The sequence below is a fragment of the Bacillus ectoiniformans genome (assembly GCF_016908875.1).
Taxonomy (GTDB): domain Bacteria; phylum Bacillota; class Bacilli; order Bacillales; family Domibacillaceae; genus Bacillus_BX; species Bacillus_BX ectoiniformans.
This window is the reverse complement of the sequence record NZ_JAFBES010000020.1, coordinates 24,895-45,944: the sequence shown is the minus strand read 5'-3', so window position 1 is coordinate 45,944 and position 21,050 is coordinate 24,895. Positions and strand designations below refer to the sequence as shown.

The following is a 21,050-nucleotide window of genomic DNA, read 5'->3' as shown; positions in this document are numbered from 1 at the left end:
CAGTCAAGTCCGCTCGACTTGCATGTATTAGGCACGCCGCCAGCGTTCGTCCTGAGCCAGGATCAAACTCTCCAAAAAGATGTTTGATTGCTCATGTTGACAATTTACATTGTCGGTTGTTTCATTTAAACGTTGACGTTTATTTTGTTCAGTTTTCAAAGATCAATGTCACTCGCTCTTTAACAGCGACTCAACCATCATATCATCTATAAGTCGTTTAAGTCAACTATTATTTTAAGAAAGTTTTTTTGTTCGTTTCAAACGAACTCTGCAACAACTTTTTTTCTTTCTGTTTGCTTAACTTCCGAAGCGACAAGAAATAATATAACATTTTTATTTAACATCCGTCAACCATTTAACAAAAGTTTTTTTAAAACTAAATAAAAACTTGTAACAATCCTTCCCACACACCCTATCAGTTAAGGCAAGCCAACACAAAAAGCGCACGAATATAAAATAAGCACGAAAAAAGCGGACTCAATAAAATTCAAAGTCCGCCTTTCCCATATACATTTTTCTTCTATATTATATTTAATTTTGTTTTAACCTGAAGGAAGTTCGTCCATCTTTCACTTCAGTAAACTCATAACACTTATGAAACAACCTCTCTCCTGCATGATCATGAGAAATATAAACGACTGTTTTATTCATCGCCAATAGCTGACGTAAGATTTCCTCTTTCCCTGCCTGATCGATATTGCTCATAGCTTCATCTAAAATAATGACTTGTTTATCCGTGAGCAGCACCCTTGCAAGATTCAACTTTTGTTTTTGCCCAGCTGAAAAGCGAGCATCCTTTTCATGAATCTTTTCTTGCACACCACCCGGAAGGCCACTAACAAAATCTTTCATCCCGCTAATCGTTAACGCCCAATCAAGACGTTCCACCTCAACTTCAGAGCCCATCAAGAGATTATCTAACAAACTGCCAGTAAAAAAGAAAGGTTCTCCATCCACATAAGCCACAGCAGATCGATAGGCTGTTAAATCCAGATTGGCCGCATCCTTGCCGTTATAAAACAAGCAGCCTTGCTCTACTTCCCAAAGGCCAGCCAGTACTTTAGAGAAAGAGGATTTACCAGAACCATTCCCTCCCTGCAGCCAAACCAACTCTCCTCTTTTCAATATAAAATGAGGACAATAAAATACTGGCTGATTTAAATTCGGCCTCCAAAGCAAGGAATGGACTTCCAGTTGCTTAAACTCTTCTATACTTTCATCTTGCGACTGGCTCTCTTCAGGGTATTCTAAAATATCACGAAACCTCTCTAAAGCTACTCCAGCTTCTTGTATGTCCACTTGCAAGTTGACAAGACTTGAAATCGACGCAACTAAAATCCCCAGAATAGAAAGGAAGAAAATCAAATCCCCTATCGTCATTTGCCCAAAAATGATTTCCCTCGCCCCCATCCAAACGATGAGGATCATAAATCCCGCCATAATAAACTGCTTGATTACCACGCTAATATTTTCTAACGTCCGAAGATGCACAAGAGACTTTTGCTGACTCTTCACTCTGCCCATGATCCTTTTCGCGGCATACTCCCTTTTGCCGAGAGATTTTAACGACCCTTCATTCGACAGGAATTGATAGAGGGATGTCTGTGTGTTCGCTTTTTCCTCCAGGTGCCGCTTGACTCTCTTTTTAATCGGCTGAATAAACATAACCGCTGCACATAAAAACACGAGACAGCCAATGATGGTAACAACGAAAAGAAGCGGACTGACGAAGTACAATACAACCCCTAAAACAAGGGCAACTGTTAAATCGAGCACCCCGCCCACAAAAGAACGGCTGAGCAATTCACGCAAATAGAGCGCATCATTATATCTCGAAATCAGTTCACCGCTGCTTCTATTATGAAAGAAACGAGAAGGCAGGCTCATCAGCTGCTGAAAATAAGAGGAGGCCAGATTGATCTCAACCTTATTAGAGAAGTGGATCACCGCCTGAGCCCGAACATATGAAAAAACCGCTAAAATAAGGCCAAGTCCCGCAAATAATAAAGCAAACGTGTTTAATTGCACGATTTCCCGTTCTGGTATAAAGTAGTCAACCACGGTTTTAAAAAAGAAAGAATTCAAGATGCCTAACGCAACAATTAAATACGAAATGACAAGCAAAAATACCAAAGAAGATCGATTATCTTTAATTATCCCTTTAATAAACTGTTTTGTTTTAAAAGACGATGGAGTCAAATTAGGTAACGGCTTATTCCCGGCAGGCACCGGATGAAGAAAGATCCTAGACATCATTTTTTCGAACTTCGAAAAAGACCATTTGACTGGCTGATCTTCCGCTGGATCACTAATTATTAGACCCTTCTTGTCCACTTTATGTATAACGACGTAGTGGCCTACCCCGTCTTTGTCAATTAAAGCGATTAGAGGACAATCGATATCCTGGTAGGAGGCTGACAAACTGACGGAAGAGTCATATTGATAAGCCTCCACCTCGAAATGAACGCTTTCTAATAAGCGCTTTAAATCGCCAAGTGTGTACTCCCCTTCCAGGTAATGAATATCTCTTAACGCGGCATAGCTATGTTCAACTCCGTAGTGCTGCATGATTGTTGACACACAAGCTACTCCGCAATCAAACTCCTGCTGTTGACGAACATGGGGATATTTCACTCCCTCCCCCTCTTTTCTTTAGGAAGGATATTAAATTGCAGAGGTAAATTTAATAGATCCGCGGTCCGCTGATATAGTTCTTCAATATGCCTCTTATCACTGCTGATCACACTTCGACCACTTTCAGGCCCTGTCGCTTGCGTCCATGTATCGCTCAAGTAACCATGCATTTTCGACCGGAAATCTTCCATAATCAGCATGGTGCGGTAATAGTGGATGTCAACTAACCCTGAGTATTCTTCCTCTATGATTCCTAGCGTCTGTTCAGCTAAAGCAACCTCACCTATCCGCATCAAAACATCCATTTGGAGCAAATAATTGGATAATTTATAGCGTGTATGTCCACTTTCTTCATATAATTGTATCCCTTTTTGCAATTGATCAAGTACCCATGCCATATCAGGGTTTTCATGATAAAGAAGATAATCTCTCGCCAAAAAATAGCGCCACTTCGGATCACTAGACTCGATCTCCGCCATCTTTTTCGTCAGCAGCCAGTTCCGGCGCCTTCTCTCGGATTGATCCTGATTAGCTTCATCGTAGCCGTCATGACTAATATGAACATCCATCTCAAAACCTAAAGGAATCTGCCCACCCGGCAACACCGGCTCTTCATGTACCATTCCTTTAAAACGAATCCCATCTGAACATTTAAAGAAACGACGGTTGTCTTGACTGATCGAACCATTGTGTTCATGGATGACCGGACTCATCACCGCCGTTATTCCCGCAAACTCCATCAACTTAGCGACCCGTTGAAGTTTCCTGCCGTTGCCTTCATTAAATACATTATCTGCATCGATAAAGTACACCCAATCATTCGTCACATGGTCAAGCAGATGATTTCTTTGCAAGGAAAAATCATTCTGCCACACTTTTTGAATCAGCTTCACTTCCGGAAACTCCGACTTAATGATTGGTACGGTACGATCCTTAGAATAAGCATCGAGGACAATAATTTCATCGAACTGATTGCTAATTCCCTTTAAACAACGTGCAATGCGCTCCTCTTCGTTAAGTATGATTAACCCACAAGTAACGGGCGGCAAATGGACAGCCTCATACCTGCTAACCATTTCACCCACATCTAATCTGCCATGCCGTTTCCAAATCGCATCCTGCACTAGCTCTTTTTCTTTAATTAAAAGTAAATCTTTCGTTAAATCTGACTCTATTGATAAAAGTTCTTCTATAAAATTATTCATTTATCCATCATCCTTTTGAATCTTCCGGTTTTTCTTACCTATATTCCTTTTTTATCCTAAATCAAAACAATGGCCAGGAGATTCATCTCCTGGCCAAGCTATTATTTTCGGCAATATTCATTCATGTATTCCGTATAGTGAGTGGCGCTCCCACAACCCCAGTTACCCCATGAGGAAGTACCAACTTGTCCAACCATCCCCCAAACACTGCCTACACATAATAAAGCATCGCCTCCGCTTGACGATCCGCCTCCGCCTGTATGATCCGCTTGATAACCGCCTGCATACTTTTCTAATGCATCAATATCTACTTTTTTAAATTGATTGTTCATATTTACCGCCTCCAAAAGAATGATTTTTAATTGTTTGAACACTTATAATTTACCACCAAAATCCAATTTTCAAAATTACATTAATTTAATAGAAAATGAGTAAAAAAGGTTCATATTTACTATTTTTTATCAACATTCAAATTTAACTAGATCCAGAGAACTAATTCTTTTTCATCACCTAACAAATTATCAAAAGTCCGACAATCTTCTTCATGCCAAGGCTCATTCAAATTTTCAGCATTATATGACAATATTTTACGTCTTATTAATAATTTGTAATATATGATGAAAAAACAATAAAAAAGTAGGAGGCTGTATGGCACAGTCTCCTACTTTCATGTTTATTTATTTTAAAAAGATAAAATAGAGTACAAATATGAAGAAAAGCCCGTACATGATCGGATGAATTTCTTTCCCTCTTCCTTTAATGATCATGGTGATCGGATAGAAAATGAATCCAATCGCGATTCCTGTTGCAATGCTGTAAGTCAAAGGCATAGCTACGATTGTTAAAAATGCTGGTACTGCAATTTCAAATTTTTCCCAGTCGATCTTGTCAAGGGAAGAAACCATCAAGACGCCGACTATGATCAAAGCAGGTGCAGTAACCGGGGCTGTGATGACTTCGAGCAAAGGGAAAAACAATAAGGCTAGCAAGAAAAATCCGGCTGTTACAACGGAAGCAAACCCTGATCTTGCGCCAGCGGCCACCCCTGCTGAAGACTCAATATAGGAAGTCGTCGTTGACGTACCTAATAATGCTCCCACAATTGTGGCACATGAATCTGCGAACAATGCTTTGCCTGCCCGCGGCAGTTTATTCTCTTTCATCAAACCCGCTTGATTCGCTACAGCTACTAATGTACCTGCCGTATCAAAGAAGTCAACGAACAAGAAAGTCAAGACAACAACAAGCATTTGAAGAGTGAAGACATGTTCAGGTGTTTGGAAAATGGATTCTAAAGCTACACCGAACGTCGGTTCCATACTCGGCACTGGGCCAATAATGCTTTTCGGAAACTCGATTAATCCTGCCATCATTCCAACAATCGCTGTAACAAGCATACCAATGAAGATTCCACCGTTTATGCCCTTTGTCATTAAAATCACTGTAATGAAAATCCCAAAGATCGCAAGCAGTGTATTGCCCGCTGTTAAATCTCCAAGTCCAACCAGAACCGCGTCATTATTTACAATTATTCCCGCATTCTGAAATCCGATAAATGTGATAAATAAACCAATACCCGCACCTACTGCAAATTTAAGTTCTGACGGAATAGAGTTAATAATTTTTTCTCGAATACCTGATAGCGTAAGAAGGATAAAAATTAGTCCTGAAAATAATACCCCCGTTAAAGCCGTTTGCCAAGGAACTCCATATGTCAAAATGACAGTATAAGCGAAGAACGCATTCAATCCCATCCCTGGTGCTAAAGCAATCGGATATTTAGCGAGCAAACCCATTAATAAGGAACCGATCGCCGCAGCTAATGCAGTTGCTACAAAGACCGCTCCGTAGTCCATTCTCATTGCATCCGGAAGATCCGGTACCGTTTGTAAGGATAGTGTGATCGGGTTAACGACCAAGATATAGGCCATTGATAAGAACGTGGTTAGACCTCCAATAAACTCCCGGCGATAATTCGTACCCAATTCTTCAAACTGGAAAAACTTCTTCATGATAGGCTCCTCTCCCTCTTTTGATGCCATACGCCTAATAAAAAAAACGCTCCGAATCCGAATTCGAAGCGTGACTATAGGTGAAAGGAAAGATAGAGAAAGATCCCATCTTATCCTGTTACCTCGTAGTCAAGCCATTTACGGTAGCTCGGTAGAAACTTTCGGGCCTTATCCCCGATATTATACGACGTAATATTCAAGATTTGTTTAATTCTCTATCATTGTACCTATCATCGTGTGATCCGTCAATAGAAAACACGAACATTATTTAATTTTATATAATTTTTATTCGTATTTTATTCCCACTCAATCGTTGCCGGCGGCTTAGATGTAATGTCATAAACGACGCGGTTCACGTGAGAGACTTCATTCACGATACGTGTTGAGATCTTCTCAAGAACGTCCCAAGGGATTCTCGCCCAGTCAGATGTCATTCCATCGATAGAGGTAACAGCACGGATACCAATTGTGTAATCGTATGTCCGCGCATCGCCCATTACACCGACGCTGCGGATATCAGGAAGCACCGTAAAGTACTGCCAGATCTCGCGCTCAAGGCCATTTTTGCTTACTTCGTCACGCAAAATCGCATCGGATTCTCTTACGATTTCTAATTTTTCCTCACTGATTTCGCCAAGTACACGAATACCAAGACCAGGACCTGGGAACGGCTGACGCCAAACGATGTGATCAGGAATACCAAGTTCAGAACCTAGCGCACGCACTTCATCTTTAAATAGCGTATTTAACGGTTCAATTAACTGGAATTGCATATCTTCAGGCAGACCACCAACGTTATGGTGAGACTTAATTGTTTGAGCTGTTGCTGTACCACTTTCAATAATATCTGTATAAAGCGTACCTTGCGCTAGATATTCAATGCCTTCAAGTTTCGTCGCCTCGTCATCAAAAACGTAAATGAACTCGTTACCGATAATTTTACGTTTTTGCTCCGGATCAGACACGCCTTTAAGTTTGTCTAAGAAACGGTCTTGTGCATCCACTTTAATGACATTCATGTTGAAGCCTTGTGCAAATGTTTCCATTACGCTGTCCGCTTCTCCTTTACGCAATAGACCATGATCAACAAAAATACATGTTAATTGATCGCCAATTGCTTTATGGATCAACACAGCGACAACAGAAGAATCGACACCGCCGCTAAGTGCACAAAGAACTTTTTTATCTCCAACTAATTGACGGATTTTCTCCATTTCGATTTCAATGAAGTTCTCCATAGACCATTCGCCCTCGCAGCCGCATGCTTCAAAGACAAAGTTCTTTAGCAGTTCATTTCCATACACAGAGTGTTTTACTTCTGGGTGGAATTGTACAGCATAAATATTTTTGTCTTCGTTACTCATTGCCGCGATTGGACATGAAGGGTTTGTTGCATCAGTTGTAAATCCTTCCGGTGCACCTACTACTAAATCTCCATGGCTCATCCAAACAACCTGCTCACTTGGCAGATCTTTAAATAAAGCCGTTTCGTTTTGAATATTGATCGTTGCTTTTCCATATTCACGGTGAGAAGCCTTTTCAACTTTCCCGCCAAAGTGTTTCGTAATCAGCTGCATGCCATAGCAAATACCGAAAATCGGAATGTCTAAATCAAATATGTTTTCATCGCAGTGGAAAGCTTCGTCTGAATACACACTGTTTGGTCCGCCAGAAAAAATAATTCCCTTTGGATTGATCTCTTTAATTTCTTCCGCTGTGATCGTGTGCGGGTGCAATTCACTATATACACCAAGCTCACGGATGCGGCGAGTAATTAATTGATTATACTGGCTCCCAAAATCAAGCACTAGAATCATTTCTTGATTATGTAATTCTGTTTTTCCTGTCACACTTTCCACTCCTCTTGATCGGCAATTTAGTCACGCTCGGTTTTAAATAAAACAAAAACTAGAACTCTTTCGTTGCTGAAAGCAGAATTCTAGTTAATAACAAAAAGAACCTGCCCCCATAGTCCAATCATTTACGGTGATTTGGTAGAAACTTTCGACCCATATTATCGAAAATATATGAAGGAGTTACTGATTATTCGAGCTAAGTTGACATCATTTTATATCTAGAAGCCAAAGCGGTCAACCCGTTGGTGATTTAATTAAATATTCAGAGAAAAGCAAAAAGCGCTGTTTAGGAGTGACGGGCAAATAGGCAGGATCCAAAAAGGCGTTCTTTGCCTTTATGGATTCTAATCTTTTGACCCGAACTCCTAGCGGGATTTGCTGGACACCAGAGAAAAGCAAAAGCCGTTTGTCCAGGTGTGAAGGGCAAATAGGCTTTTACCCTAAAGGCGCTTTTTGCCTTAAGTGTAAACGATCTTTTGACCTAAGCACCTAACGACTTTTGCTGGACACCAGAGAAAAGCAAATCACGCTGTTGAGGGTATTTGTTTTCAATTCATGAAACTTATGAATCGTTGAGAACGTATGAATGGTAATGAAAGGAAAGTGATATTAGGTGTATTTTCCGTCAAAGAAAGACTTATGGATGACAATAATCGTTTGGCTGTTCGCCTTTCTTTTTATTGTTCCACCAATTTTCTTCCCAGACTTTGGAGTGTGGATGATCCCTGATTACTTAGAGAAAAAATGGCTAAAAATTGTATTCTTATTTCCAATTGGTATTTGCTTAATCTGGATTTGGTTTAAAACTGGCTATATAATCAAAGACAATCAGCTCAAAATACAATATGGTCCTTTTAAAAAGAACATCAAGATTGATGAGATTCATAGCATCAGGAAGACAAAAAACCCATTTACAGCCCCTGCTTTGTCTATGGATAAAATAGAAATTAATTATTCAAGACATAGAACAATTGCCATTTCACCTAAAAACAAAACTGAGTTTGTTCATCAATTATTAAAGCAAAGCCCACATATAAAAACTGAATGCAATTTTATAGATAGTCCCAATAATTAACCTTACATGTTCTTATCAACACTGTTCATTAACATAGCCTAATCTAAAAAAGAAGCCCGCAATGGAGCTTCTTTCTGCTTTTAATAAGATCCGGACTTAACAGGAACTTGATTCAGCAAGCTGATCGTTGCTTCTCTGATCAAACCAGGCAATACACCGAATGAATAAGGCTTATATACTCGTTCTGTCCATTTGTGTCCATCTTTGCCGAACACCCCCATGTTAATGGATGGAATGTTCAGTTTGCGAATTTGATCCACTGGAAGGGTATATAAGCTCCCAAGGTTCGGAAGGTTGTTTAAAAGACTTTCCAGCTCCGCATTGGTTTCATGAATAGAAAGGTAGCTGCCGTCTGCCAAGTACGGAAAGAATTTTTTAACTGAATAGGCTTCTCCGCTGACTTTTTCGTCTTTAGCAAGCACTTGTTTAATCGTGTGTAAAATAGCCTGTTCTGCACGGTCATCTTCTCGCAAGAAATTATGCGGCAAGTATGGCGGCGAGAAGAATAGGATCACACGCGGTTTTTTATCCGGGTCAAGTTCATTTAATACTTCCACGATTTTGAATGAAATCATTCGCACATCAAGCATGGAATGTTCTTGTACAACCTCGGCACAAATACGCTCCACATCAAAGCCTTTATTTCGCAATTGCTTACTATATTCCTCTAATGAAATGACTTCAATGTCCCAGTTTAGCTGTTTTCGAGGAAGCCCTGTTCGCTTTATATATTCTTCGTACTGATTGGAAAAATACTGAGAAATTTCACCGCATGCATTCTCAGCTACCCCTTGCAGTTTATTCATGACATCCGACGCAGAATCCCTGTATAAAAAATAATTGAAATATAGATAACTGCTTGTGGCCGTTTGCACATTATACGTGTATTTATTGTCTCGCTGGAAAAGGCAAGTTGGCGGCAACACCATTTCATCTTGAATATTTTCACAAAGGTCTACGTTGTTATGAATTCTCTTCGTTAACTCAGCGGCAATAAAGTTAGGGTCTACTCCTTGCAGCGTATCGCCTACATGAGCCTCTCTGCCATAGATATAGAAACTCGGAAGGATTTTCCCGGCCGCTCCTGTATAGATATATCTCGTTTCATCGCCATCATATTGCGGTGTGATAAAATCATTATTGATCGCTGCTACATATTCTAAACCCCATTCTTGTTTCAAACGCTCAAGCTCAAATACTGCACTTTTAATGCCCGCATGCTGACTTTCTTCATCCGGGTTAAACGTCACTAACAGATTCCCCGGCAATTCTTCAGGATGATCGGAAAAATAAATCAGGTTGGCTAAATGGACAGCCGCCCCGCTTTGCATATCTACAGAACCTCGCCCAAACAGCCAGTCTCCAGACCTTGCATCACGCTGAACATCTTCATCTTGACTGTATTCACTAAAATAGCGCTGAAGATAATCCGGATCAAAAGCGTGTTTACGAAGAGCACCGAAATCTTCAATCCCTACAGTATCAATATGCGCATGATACAAAATTGTTTGCTTCGTCTTTACTCCGCCTTTTACAAAGGCAAAAACATTCTTTCGATTTAATGGATCATCCATCGCTGTCTGTTCCCAGACGAGCGCAGGGTTTTTTTGAAAATAAGGAAAGGAGCGAATGATAGTTGAAATCGCCTCAGCTACATTGTTTTCGCCTTCTTCAGAACCATTGATACTCGGGATAGACACAAGCTTTCTAGTAAGCGCTTCCACTTGTTCTGGCACGCTTAAATGTTTAAGTTGTTCATACATGATGATCTTCCTCTCTTGATGTGAGCATTTTCGTTCAATAAGCAAAGGCGCTTTCAGGACAGGTATTTCCGTCCTTCATGCGCCTCTTTCCTATCCAATCATCTATCTATTACATCGGATGCGTTTGGTCTTTATTAATAGGTGTATCTTTTTTAATATATTTACTGATGTAATCTTTGGTTAGCTCTCTTACTTCACCGCTTAAGAATAGTAAAGCAATAACGTTTGGCAAGATAATCATCGCAAGCATTAAGTCAAGGAATTGCCAGATAAATTGCAATCCTCCAATAGCCCCTACTAAAATAGCAGCTAAGTAAACAAAGCGCATAACCATCGCAAATTTAAGTCCAAATAGGTATTCCGCTTGCTTCTCACCATAAAATACGATCACGACTACAGTAGACAGTACAAAGAAGAATAAGGCGATTGAAATTAAAGTTCCCGCGATACCAGAACCCATTACATCTGACATGGCTGTTACAACCATTGATGATGCTTCATCAGCCGGGACATCTTTCCATGCACCAGAAGTTAACACGACAAGCGCCGTCATTGTACAAACAACCAGCGTATCCACAATGACTTCGAAAATTCCCCATAAACCTTGTTTCGCCGGGTGGTCCGTCTTAGCTGCTGCGTGAGCAATTGGCGCTGTTCCCATTCCCGCTTCATTGGAATAAATGCCTCGGGCTAGTCCCCAGCGAATAGCTGCCGCCACCCCTGCTCCCGCGAATCCTCCAGCTGCGGAAATCGGTGTGAAAGCATGGTAGAAAATAAGTCCAAATGCTGCAGGAATCTCTGCGACATTAACAATTAACACAATGATAGCGCTTACTAAATAGATCCCAACCATTAACGGAATGAACTTTTCAGTTACAGCTCCGATTCGTTTAATCCCGCCTAGTGTAACAAGTGCGACTAATATTAATACGATTACGCCTGTTGCCATCGGTGGAATATCAAATGCCGATTCTACAGTAGTCGACAATGAGTTTGACTGCACCATGGTGCTGGCAATAATCTCAATCATTAAGAAAAATGCGAAGAACGTAGCTACCGGCTTCCAGCCAAGCCCTTTTTCGATATAATGCATCGGGCCGCCTGTCCACTCGCCTGCTTCATTCTTTGTTCTATATTTCACACCAAGTACAACTTCAGCGTACTTAGATCCCATTCCAATCATGGCAACCAGCCACATCCAAAAAATAGCTCCTGGTCCTCCTAAAGCAATGGCTACTGGCACTCCAACGATGTTTGCTGCTCCGATAGTAGACGCAAGAGCGGCAGTCGTCGCCTGAAAGGGTGTAACCGATCCTGGTGCATCATCTTTCGTAAAGATCTTTCCGAAAGTTTCCTTCATGATATGCGGAAAATAACGAAATTGAAAAAATCCAATGCGTACCGTAAGAAATAATCCTCCTCCTAAAAGCAAAAGGATCATCGGCAATCCCCAAACCCAGCCAGTGATAGAACCGATCCATTGTTCAAACTTGTCCATCTGTGTTTCCCCCTTGTTGAATAGTCTGAGCTGCAAATAATATGCAAGAATATCTTTTACTACATATTCTCTCCACTCAATGAATTGGATAACATATCTAATTATTATAAAATTCTAACAAAATAGAGAAAAATCGTCTATATTTTTTTCACATGTTTGTTAGAATTATTTTTTTGCGCAAAATAAATTGGCAGCCTGAAAATCCAATACTATTCACCCATAGCTTTCTTACCTATAAAAAAAGCTTGAAACAGTCTCGTATTGACCATTTCAAGCTTTCTTTCCAGACAACTTATTTCCAAAAGTCATCAAAAACAGTAATTGGCATATGTCGTTTGTGGGCAGATTTTAAGTAATATGAAATAATTCGACTGCTGGCTTCTTCTGAAATTTCTTTTCCTTCTAAAAAGTCATCGATATCATCATAAGAAACACCTAGAGCAACTTCATCCGGTAGCTGCGGGCGGTCATCTTCTAAATCAGCTGTCGGCACTTTCGTGTACAAATGTTCCGGACAGTTCAATTCCTTTAACATTTCACGGCCTTGACGTTTATTTAAACGGAACAAAGGTACAAGATCCGCTCCGCCATCTCCGTATTTTGTGTAAAAACCAGTGACCGCTTCGGCTGCATGATCTGTTCCGAGCACTACACTATTGGTCATCGCCGCAATACTGTACTGAGCCTTCATTCGCTCGCGAGCTTTTTCATTTCCTTTCGCAAAATCAGTTAAGACAATGCCATTTTCTTTTAGTGCTGCTTCACTCGCATCGACAGCCGCTTTAATATTAATAACAAACACCTTATCCGGCTTGATAAATTGCAAGGCGTCCTGACAATCCTCTTCATCGGCCTGCACTCCATTCGGAAGTCTCACCGCATAAAACTTATACCGGTCCGATCCTGTTTCTTCTTTTAATTCATCCACAGCCATTTGAGCTAGTTTACCCGCGAGCGTGGAATCTTGTCCTCCTGAAATCCCAAGTACAAATCCTTCTAAGAAAGAATGTTTCTTTAAGTATTCCTTCATAAAATCAATGCTGACTCGAATCTCTTCTTTTGGGTCAATAGATGGCTTTGCCTTTAATTCTTCAATGATCTGTTTTTGCATATCTAACATCAATTATTCTCCTCCTTTATTTTGTATCATTTGTTCGGTTCTTACTTTCACTTGTTGAATATGTTCCATTTTATTATTCCAGCAAGCTTCGCTCAAGTCCACTGGATACGCTTCCGGGTTGAGCATGCGCTTATATTCATCCCAAAGCAGCTCTAAGCTGCTGGCCACATGGCTCTGAATTTCTGGCAGACTAGGCAGAGTATAGACTAACTTTCCTTCTTCAAATATATCTGCATGTAAGTCTCTTGCTTCGAAATTAGTGACGAATTTGCTGATATACGTATGAATGGGATGAAACATTTTAATTTTTTCTTCTTGTTCAGGCTGTTCCCCTTCAAGAACAATATAATCCCCTTCAGAATTGCCGTTTCCCTTATTAATAATCCGATACACTTTTTTCATCCCTGGCGTTGTCACTTTTTCAGGATTGCCTGATATCTTAATGGTATCTGCCATATTTCCTGCCTCGTCTTCAATAGAGACTAATTTATACACCGCTCCAAGCGCGGGCTGATCATAAGCTGTGATGACTTTCGTGCCGATGCCCCAACTGTCGATCTTTGCCCCTTGTGATTTTAAGTTCATGATCGTGTATTCATCCAAGTCATTAGAGGCAATAATTTTTGTATCAGGAAAACCTGCCTCATCTAGCATTTTTCTCGCTTCTTTAGACAAATAGGCTAAATCTCCGCTATCAAGGCGAATGCCTGCGAATTCTATTTGACCTTCCATTTCTTTAGCCACTCGAATGGCTGTCGGGACACCGGACTTTAGCGTATCGTAAGTATCAACTAGAAAAACGCATTTCTTATGTGCTTCGGCATACTTGCGAAAAGCCGTGTATTCATCTCGATACGCCTGAACCATAGAATGGGCGTGAGTGCCTGAAATGGGCATGCCAAATAACTTTCCTGCACGGACATTGCTTGTTGCATCGAATCCGGCAATATAAGTGGCGCGGGCTCCCCAAACAGCCGCATCCATTTCCTGTGCGCGCCTTGTTCCAAATTCCATTACAGTATCTTCTCCACATACCTGCTTCACTCTAGACGCTTTTGTCGCAATTAATGTTTGGAAGTTAATTATATTTAACAAGGCGGTCTCAAGCAGCTGAGCTTGAATTAATGGGGCCTTCACTCTCACAAGCGGCTCGTTAGCAAACACAATTTCCCCTTCCCGCATCGCTCGAACTTGCCCGCTGAATGTCAGGTTCTTTAAATATTCCAAGAAGTCTTCATCATATTCGCCAACCGATCGAAGATATTCAATATCATTTTCAGTAAACCTTAGATTTTTGATATAGTCGGCTGCTTTTTCCAGCCCTGCGAATACAGCAAAACCATTCTCAAAAGGCAGCTTTCTAAAATATAGATCAAATACAGAATTTTTCTCATGCACCCCATCTTTCCAGTACACATAGGCCATATTCACTTGATACAAATCGGTGTGCAGGGATAAACTATCATCTTCGTAAAGGTACATTAACATCGCTCCTTTATATGATATAATTCCACTATTCAAGTCAGTTCAATCCTTTATCATTAAAAAACATTCACCTATTTCTCAAAAGTATTTTTCACCCTCAAAAAATGCGATTGCCTTAGCTACTTTTTCAAGAAAAAGGGTATACGTATATGACTAACCAGAAAAAGGGAGATATGAAACGATGAATGAAAAACTAGTGATTTTCTGGGAAGGAACCACCCCGGACATAGATGCAGCTGAGGTCATCCAATATCAGAAATCATTTTTTCACGATAAAAAGATTAAACAGCTGATTAAATCAGCGAAAGGCCAATATAAAAATGATTGTGCAGAGCATATAACAAAATCTTGCGCCTTCTATGTGACTCATGTACTTGAAGAAACAGACGATCTTCAAGGAAATCGAGTGAAGGTCTATGAGGGCCAGGGCAATGATTATACCGAATTTATGATTGTCCTTAATACGCTATTGTCGCTAATCAATACCTCTTCCGAAAAATGCACTTTTATTATTAAACTCGCCGCCGAATTAAAATATGTAAACCGAGAAGTCGGCACCCGCTTTATTGATGATTTAGCTAATGAAGTGTACAAATATATGCGTTCATGATGAAGAGCCTTCCTATTGTTACGGGAAGGCTTTTCTTTATAGGCTTAAAGCGTTTTCGCAATATGCGGCTTGCTGTAGTGGCTTGTGCCCCCACCGCCTACAATGATTTCTCCGTTTTTCGGAAAAATCAATAGCTTCGATGTACCATCTGAGAGTAATACGATGACCTCCGCCCGGTCTGCAGTGGCCACATAGATCACATTGCCACTTGGAGAAAGCATCGTCCGCCAGTTTTTATCAAACTCAGACCGTAGCACCCTGCTTGAATACACTTGATTTTCCCGTCTCCCTGAATGAGAATCCTTCATGCCAGTTTGCCTCCTTGAAGTATAGTAAAGCCTCATATAAATGACGCTTTACTTTAACTTATTCGGCTGCTGGCGAATGGAGTGGACAAACAGCTGATAGTGTGAATAAAGGTGCCTGACCCCCGGTGCGTTAATGCGTTAACGCACCGGGGGTCAGGCACCAAGAATTACACTGATTCAAGATGGTGACAGACAGCGCCAATCATGCCGCTTTGGTTTCCAAAGCTAGTCACTTTCATCTCAGCAGAAAAGGCCGGTTCCATTTCTACGATTCTCTCTTTAATTTCGCTTAGAAACGTTTGTCTCGAAGTGATGCCTCCTCCGATATAAAACACAGGAGGAGCAAAAATATAATAGAGATTCAATACGCTCATTGCTACTCCTTTATAGAAGTTACCCACGCAGTGTAAGGCAGCCTCCTCGCTGCTATCATATGCTTCAAAAATTTGTTCTCCCGTTACTTCTTCAAAAGGAACATTGATATATTCAGCATACTTCTCACGCAACACAGCCATTGTAGCTGTTTTGTTAAACTTATGATTTTCGCTTTCTTTACTCGTTACAGGTTCACTGAACATATGTCCAAATTCACCCGATCGGTTATTCACACCTCGGTACAGAGCATCGTTCAAGTAAATAGCACCGCCAATCCCTGTTCCAATGGTCATGCAGAGAAAATCGGTTTCTGCTTTTGCATGTCCTTTCCACTTTTCAGCCAGTGCTACACAATTCGCATCGTTTTCTGCAGTAACTGGTATATGGGGATAACGTTCCTGAAAGTAGTCGACGATATTAAAGCCATTAAAATCAACAATGGCCCCTCCCATTTCAATAAAACCCGTCTTAGGGTCAATAAATCCAGGAATGCTTAGAGCCAGACCTGCTGTATCTTCATCAATATGGCTTTCAATATGAGAAAGAATCGGCTGACCTTGCCGATTGCCTAATGGAATTTTCACCGTTTCCTTGAGTTCGCCATCAAGTGAAAATGTACCGACCTTTAAATCGGTGCCGCCGATATCACAAGCTAATAGATGTTTCATGTGTATCCCTTCTTTCCTATTTAAATGCAGTGAATCATCTTTTTAAATCTAGAATAAAAACCCCTTATCTCAGTGGATTCGGGGCATTTATAATTATGAAATCATTTACACGCTAACACTTTCCGATTCTTGCTGTGCTTTAAGCTCTTCATTATAAGAAACCCGATCTTGCATTCTGACGAAAGGAAGATAGATCAGCACAGACATGACAATTGTTGCCACTTGAAGCAAAGCACCTCTCCAGCCGCCAATTAGGAAGCCAGAGACAATCGGCGGTGTCGTCCAAGGAACCTGAAGTGCGTTGAAAGGCTCAACCCACCCAAAAAGGATAGAGAAGTAAACCATAAATGATGCAACAGCTGGTACCACAACAAAAGGTATAAACATGATTGGGTTAAAGACAATGGGCATACCGAATATGACAGGTTCATTAATGTTGAATAGTCCAGGAACAAGAGATAACCGCCCTAATTGCTTTAAGTGAGCGGACCGCGCCACAATTAAAGCCGCAACGATGAATCCGATCGTAATGCCTGACCCTCCAAGCTTTGTAAATACATCCAGGAACTGAATCGTAACGATCTTGGCATTTTCACCAATAACAAGCTCTTGCCCGGAATCTATAACAGCCTGGTTTTGCAGCGCATTCGCTGTAAGCAGCGGACCCATAACCCCCATGATAATGGCAGCACCATGAATTCCACACCACCAAAGAAGGGACATCAGCACCATGATCAGCACTGCGCCTGTAAATGTATCCGTCAGGTTTTGTACAGGCGTTTGAAGTAAAGTATAGACAATTTCTGTAAATGTTTTATCTGCAACAGCCTGACAAAGAGCAAACACAATCACTGAAACGGTCACAATAGCCAGTCCAGGAATTAACGCAGAGAATGAGTTCGCTACACCTGGCGGAACACCTTCAGGCATTTTAAAGCGAATCCCGCGTTTAATGAATTGCGAATAGACAAACCCGACAAACAGACCGACTACAATCGCTGCCAGTACACCTTGTCCACCCGTCCAAACCTTTGGAATGACACCTGTTACTGTTTCGCCGGCTTTCGATAAAACAGAAGCTTGAGTAATAATGAGAAAAGAGATAATCCCAAGAATCCCAGCAGGCGTGCCATCAATTTTCTCATTTTGCACATAAGAGTAGGCAATACCATACACACCAATAAGCGCGAGAATATCAAATGTAGAACCAACTACTTGAGTCAGCGGAAGACTCCATTGATCGCCAAACCATTTGACCATCGTCTCTTCCCAGCCCGGAATCGGAGCAGCCAGAATTAGAAGGAAAAATGATCCAATAATGGTCATTGGCATGGTTAAGATAAATCCGTCTTTAATGGCAAGTGTGGCTTTCGCATTGGCAAATCGTAAGAAATAGGGAATGAACTTTTCAAAGATCTTTTCTAAGCGACTCATAAGATCGCCTCCTTAGAGTTCTTCTGCACGCGTAGCGATGATTTCTTGGTACCAATAGAATGACTGTTTACGTTTTCTTGCCAAATTATTGTTATGATCGACGTAAATAAATCCATATTGTTTCTTATAGCCATTCAGCCAGCTAAGCAGATCAATGACAGACCAGGCGAAATAGCCGGATACGTTGATTCCTTCTTCAACAGCATGTTTCACCGCTCTTAGATGACTCTCAATATAGTCAATTCGAGGCTGATCTTGAATTTCTTCACCCACAATGGGATCTTCATCGCCTAAGCCATTCTCAGTGATATACATTTTGATATCTCCGTAACGGTCTTTCAGCATACGCATTCCTTCTAAAAACGCATCCGGAGCAATTTCCCAGCCCCATTTTGTATACTCTTTATCATCCATCATGACTGTTTTATAAACTCCGTCAAACGAAGGATTCCCTGGTTTTCCAGTAGAATTCTCACGGCCGCCTGCCAAGACAAGGTCTGAATCATTTTTCATCACTCGCTGTGGGCAGTAATAATTAAGACCGATAAAATCATTCATTGGCGCTGTACGGCGAAGCAAATCAAGATCTTCCTCACTCATATCTGGAAGCAGCCCTTTAGCTTCAAGTTCTTTCGTTACATATTCTGGATATTCACCCTTCAAAATTGGGTCATAGTACCAATGTGTTGAATATTCATTCGCATGTCTTTCTGCGAATTTGTTCTCCTTTGATTCATCAATGCTGAAGGCTGGATTGAACACATGCGTAATGCCGATTTCTCCCTCGTACTTCGCTTGTTTGAAAAGCTCAACTGCGCGGGCGTGAGCCACAAACACATGATGTGTCGCTTGGAAATACGACTTCACATCTCCTTCGATGCCCGGTGGATGAGCGCCAGTCAAATAACCTAGTGAACAGAAAATAACCGTTTCGTTAAAGGTAATCCAGTTGCGAACTCGGTCACCGAAAGCTTTGAAGCAAGTTTCAGCGAACGTCACAAAGGCATCGACTGTTTTAGGGTTTCTCCAGCCGCCTGCTTCTTCAAGCGTTTGCGGAAGATCCCAGTGATACAATGTAACGAATGGAATAATTCCATACTTTAAGCATTCATCAATGACATTATTGTAGAATTCGATGCCTTTTTGATTTACTTTACTCGTGCCATCCGGGTGAATGCGTGTCCAAGCAATAGAGAAACGGTAAGATTCAAGCCCCATCTCTGCCATCAGTGCAATATCTTCTTTATAGCGATGATAGTGATCAATTGCTACATCGCCATTCGTTCCGCCAAATGTTTTACCTGGAATCTTCGAGAATACGTCCCAGTTCGAAACCCCTTTACCGTCTTCATTCCAAGCACCTTCTACTTGATAAGAAGCTGAAGCTGCACCAAATATGAAATCCTTTGGCATTTTCAAGTCAATCACCTCGTTTATTTTGATAGTTTGATTGCGTGATCAAGCACTTTTGAACCGTTCATCATGCCGTAATCCACTGTATTAATAACGTCAATTGCCACACCTTTTGGCTCACAAACCGCTTTTCCTTTATTTAATAAGTACTTCACTTGAGGACCTAATAAGGCGACATCGATATGATCCACATATTTCTCCATCTCAGATTCTGGATAAGCCGCAATTTCAACCTCCATGCCGCGCTCCTTAGCAGCCACTTTCATTTTCTCCACTAGCATACTTGTTGACATACCTGCCGCACAGAATAATCCAACTTTTAACATATTAATTCATTCCTTTCAGTAGGTTAATTTCTTTTTGCATATTCATCATATGATCTAACAGCTCTTTCACTAAAATAGTGTTCATCAGATGGTCTTGTGCATGAACCATAAGGACACCCACTTGTGCTGATTTTCCTTGAGCTTCTAATGTAATAAATTTCGTTTGAATGGCATGTGCTTCATATAACATTGAATGACCTTTGGCAACCTCGGCTTCGGCCTCATCAATTTTATTTTCTCTAAGTAAATATAAGGCTGAATGATAACTCGCCTTCGCATCACCTGACAGGGCAATTAAACCAAAAATGTCCTCTGGGCTAATTTCAACCATTGATTCTTTATCCATATCAATACACCCTTTTCATTAGAATGACTTAAATTCATTGGTACAAATCTTACAACTTGATAATAACTCATTCTTCTGAAAATGTAAACCCTTTCAGTTTTTAGACAAAAAAAAGACAAAAGCTCAAGGCTCTCGTCTACATTTAGCTTCCTTTCATATTTGACACCTTTAACAATTTCACATGCTGGAAGTGATGCACGGATTGTGAATAATCAAAGATCGCTCCATTCGTTAAACAAACCGTATTGTCTACGACTAAAGCGGGGTCATTCTCTTTTAAACCTAGTAATTCCGCTTGCTCTTTAGAAAGAAAGTCTGCGCTGATAATACGATCGGCAAAGCCAATAGCTAGTTTCTGATCATTACGCAAATAATTATAAATCGATTTCTTCACAATATTCTCATCCAGATAGATAACAAGCTCCTTGTTAAAGTATGAGGTTTCAATAGAAAATGGGTTGCCATCGACATACCTCAGTCTCTTCACAAAATAAATGGGCGTTCCCACCTTACATCCCATGTTTTCAGCTAAATTCTCATCAGCGGTTAGCTGTTTAAATTCAAGCAACTTGTTCTCAACGCGGCGGTCGCTGAAATCATTGGTTACTCCTTGCAGCTTCTCTAAGTTTACATATCCCTTATTATGGTGGGTACGAATAAATACTCCACTTCCCTGAACTTGATACACATACCCTTTATTCACAAGAATCTCAATCGCTTTACGCACAGTATTACGACTCACTTGATATTTTTTGGCGTATTCATCTTCCGTCAAAAGTTTATTTGTTTCCTGATACACATGATCAATAATGTCAGACTCTATTTGAGCAGCTACCTGCTGATACTTTGGAACCATTATACTAGCACCTCTCTACAAAAACTAAAACTAGAGAATATTATAGCAGATAATGGAGAGAAGCTA

18 protein-coding genes, 1 rRNA gene and 2 riboswitches are annotated in these 21,050 nt (G+C 40.7%); of the genes, 2 read left to right on the top strand and 17 right to left on the bottom strand.

Features of this window, described 5'->3' with window-relative positions; translation table 11 throughout:
- From JOC78_RS16655 to guaA, 6 genes are all read right to left on the bottom strand, one after another.
- Positions 1–78, bottom strand: a 16S ribosomal RNA gene (locus JOC78_RS16655); the annotation flags it as partial.
- A 453-nt stretch (positions 79–531) separates the two neighbouring features.
- Positions 532–2,634, bottom strand: coding sequence for an ABC transporter transmembrane domain-containing protein (locus JOC78_RS17685; RefSeq protein ID WP_204558327.1), 2,103 nt, complete (start codon positions 2,632–2,634; stop codon positions 532–534).
- On the bottom strand, positions 2,631–3,839 hold the full coding sequence (locus JOC78_RS16645) for a glycosyltransferase (RefSeq protein ID WP_204558325.1): 1,209 nt from the start codon (positions 3,837–3,839) through the stop codon (positions 2,631–2,633). The genes JOC78_RS17685 and JOC78_RS16645 overlap by 4 nt, the downstream gene beginning before the upstream one ends.
- A 101-nt stretch (positions 3,840–3,940) precedes the next feature.
- On the bottom strand, positions 3,941–4,171 hold the full coding sequence (locus JOC78_RS16640) for a hypothetical protein (RefSeq protein ID WP_204558323.1): 231 nt from the start codon (positions 4,169–4,171) through the stop codon (positions 3,941–3,943).
- A gap of 345 nt (positions 4,172–4,516) precedes the next feature.
- On the bottom strand, positions 4,517–5,851 hold the full coding sequence (locus JOC78_RS16635) for an NCS2 family permease (RefSeq protein ID WP_204558321.1): 1,335 nt from the start codon (positions 5,849–5,851) through the stop codon (positions 4,517–4,519).
- A gap of 106 nt (positions 5,852–5,957) precedes the next feature.
- A riboswitch (purine riboswitch) is annotated at positions 5,958–6,059 on the bottom strand.
- A gap of 88 nt (positions 6,060–6,147) precedes the next feature.
- Positions 6,148–7,668, bottom strand: coding sequence for a glutamine-hydrolyzing GMP synthase (guaA, locus tag JOC78_RS16630; RefSeq protein ID WP_204558345.1), 1,521 nt, complete (start codon positions 7,666–7,668; stop codon positions 6,148–6,150).
- 132 nt (positions 7,669–7,800) lie between these two features.
- Positions 7,801–7,902, bottom strand: a riboswitch (purine riboswitch).
- Positions 7,903–8,350: 448 nt separating this feature from the next.
- On the opposite strand from guaA, the gene JOC78_RS16625 reads away from it, so the two are divergent.
- Positions 8,351–8,782 (top strand): PH domain-containing protein, encoded by a 432-nt coding sequence (locus JOC78_RS16625; RefSeq protein ID WP_239587246.1) that lies wholly within the window; start codon positions 8,351–8,353, stop codon positions 8,780–8,782.
- An 80-nt stretch (positions 8,783–8,862) separates the two neighbouring features.
- Here the strand turns inward: JOC78_RS16625 and JOC78_RS16620 are convergent, their stop codons facing one another.
- From JOC78_RS16620 to JOC78_RS16605, 4 genes are all read right to left on the bottom strand, one after another.
- Positions 8,863–10,545, bottom strand: coding sequence for a M20/M25/M40 family metallo-hydrolase (locus tag JOC78_RS16620; protein ID WP_204558304.1), 1,683 nt, complete (start codon positions 10,543–10,545; stop codon positions 8,863–8,865).
- A 109-nt stretch (positions 10,546–10,654) separates the two neighbouring features.
- Positions 10,655–12,043 (bottom strand): alanine/glycine:cation symporter family protein, encoded by a 1,389-nt coding sequence (locus tag JOC78_RS16615; RefSeq protein WP_204558300.1) that lies wholly within the window; start codon positions 12,041–12,043, stop codon positions 10,655–10,657.
- 292 nt (positions 12,044–12,335) lie between these two features.
- A complete protein-coding gene (nadE, locus tag JOC78_RS16610) occupies positions 12,336–13,163 on the bottom strand; it encodes an ammonia-dependent NAD(+) synthetase (RefSeq protein WP_204558339.1) in 828 nt (275 codons plus the stop codon).
- A gap of 3 nt (positions 13,164–13,166) precedes the next feature.
- Positions 13,167–14,645, bottom strand: coding sequence for a nicotinate phosphoribosyltransferase (locus JOC78_RS16605; protein ID WP_204558296.1), 1,479 nt, complete (start codon positions 14,643–14,645; stop codon positions 13,167–13,169).
- 184 nt (positions 14,646–14,829) lie between these two features.
- Here JOC78_RS16605 and JOC78_RS16600 point away from each other — a divergent pair, with 184 nt between their 5' ends.
- Positions 14,830–15,258: a hypothetical protein gene (locus tag JOC78_RS16600; protein ID WP_204558292.1), complete on the top strand. Its 429-nt coding sequence runs from the start codon at positions 14,830–14,832 to the stop codon at positions 15,256–15,258.
- Positions 15,259–15,302: 44 nt separating this feature from the next.
- Here the strand turns inward: JOC78_RS16600 and JOC78_RS16595 are convergent, their stop codons facing one another.
- From JOC78_RS16595 to JOC78_RS16565, 7 genes are all read right to left on the bottom strand, one after another.
- Positions 15,303–15,566, bottom strand: coding sequence for a hypothetical protein (locus JOC78_RS16595; protein WP_204558289.1), 264 nt, complete (start codon positions 15,564–15,566; stop codon positions 15,303–15,305).
- A gap of 167 nt (positions 15,567–15,733) precedes the next feature.
- On the bottom strand, positions 15,734–16,609 hold the full coding sequence (locus JOC78_RS16590; RefSeq protein ID WP_204558286.1) for an ROK family protein: 876 nt from the start codon (positions 16,607–16,609) through the stop codon (positions 15,734–15,736).
- A gap of 105 nt (positions 16,610–16,714) precedes the next feature.
- Positions 16,715–18,043 carry a PTS sugar transporter subunit IIC gene (locus tag JOC78_RS16585; RefSeq protein WP_204558283.1) on the bottom strand — a complete coding sequence of 443 codons (1,329 nt, stop codon included), beginning with the start codon at positions 18,041–18,043 and terminating at the stop codon, positions 16,715–16,717.
- A 12-nt stretch (positions 18,044–18,055) separates the two neighbouring features.
- Positions 18,056–19,462, bottom strand: a complete 1,407-nt coding sequence (locus JOC78_RS16580) for a glycoside hydrolase family 1 protein (protein WP_204558279.1) — start codon at positions 19,460–19,462, stop codon at positions 18,056–18,058.
- Between the two features lie 14 nt (positions 19,463–19,476).
- Positions 19,477–19,782, bottom strand: a complete 306-nt coding sequence (locus JOC78_RS16575; protein WP_204558275.1) for a PTS sugar transporter subunit IIB — start codon at positions 19,780–19,782, stop codon at positions 19,477–19,479.
- Between the two features lies 1 nt (position 19,783).
- Entirely contained in the window at positions 19,784–20,128 is a 345-nt protein-coding gene (locus tag JOC78_RS16570; RefSeq protein WP_204558272.1) for a PTS lactose/cellobiose transporter subunit IIA, read from the bottom strand.
- A 142-nt stretch (positions 20,129–20,270) separates the two neighbouring features.
- Positions 20,271–20,984, bottom strand: a complete 714-nt coding sequence (locus tag JOC78_RS16565; protein ID WP_204558262.1) for a GntR family transcriptional regulator — start codon at positions 20,982–20,984, stop codon at positions 20,271–20,273.
- Positions 20,985–21,050 lie beyond the last annotated feature (66 nt).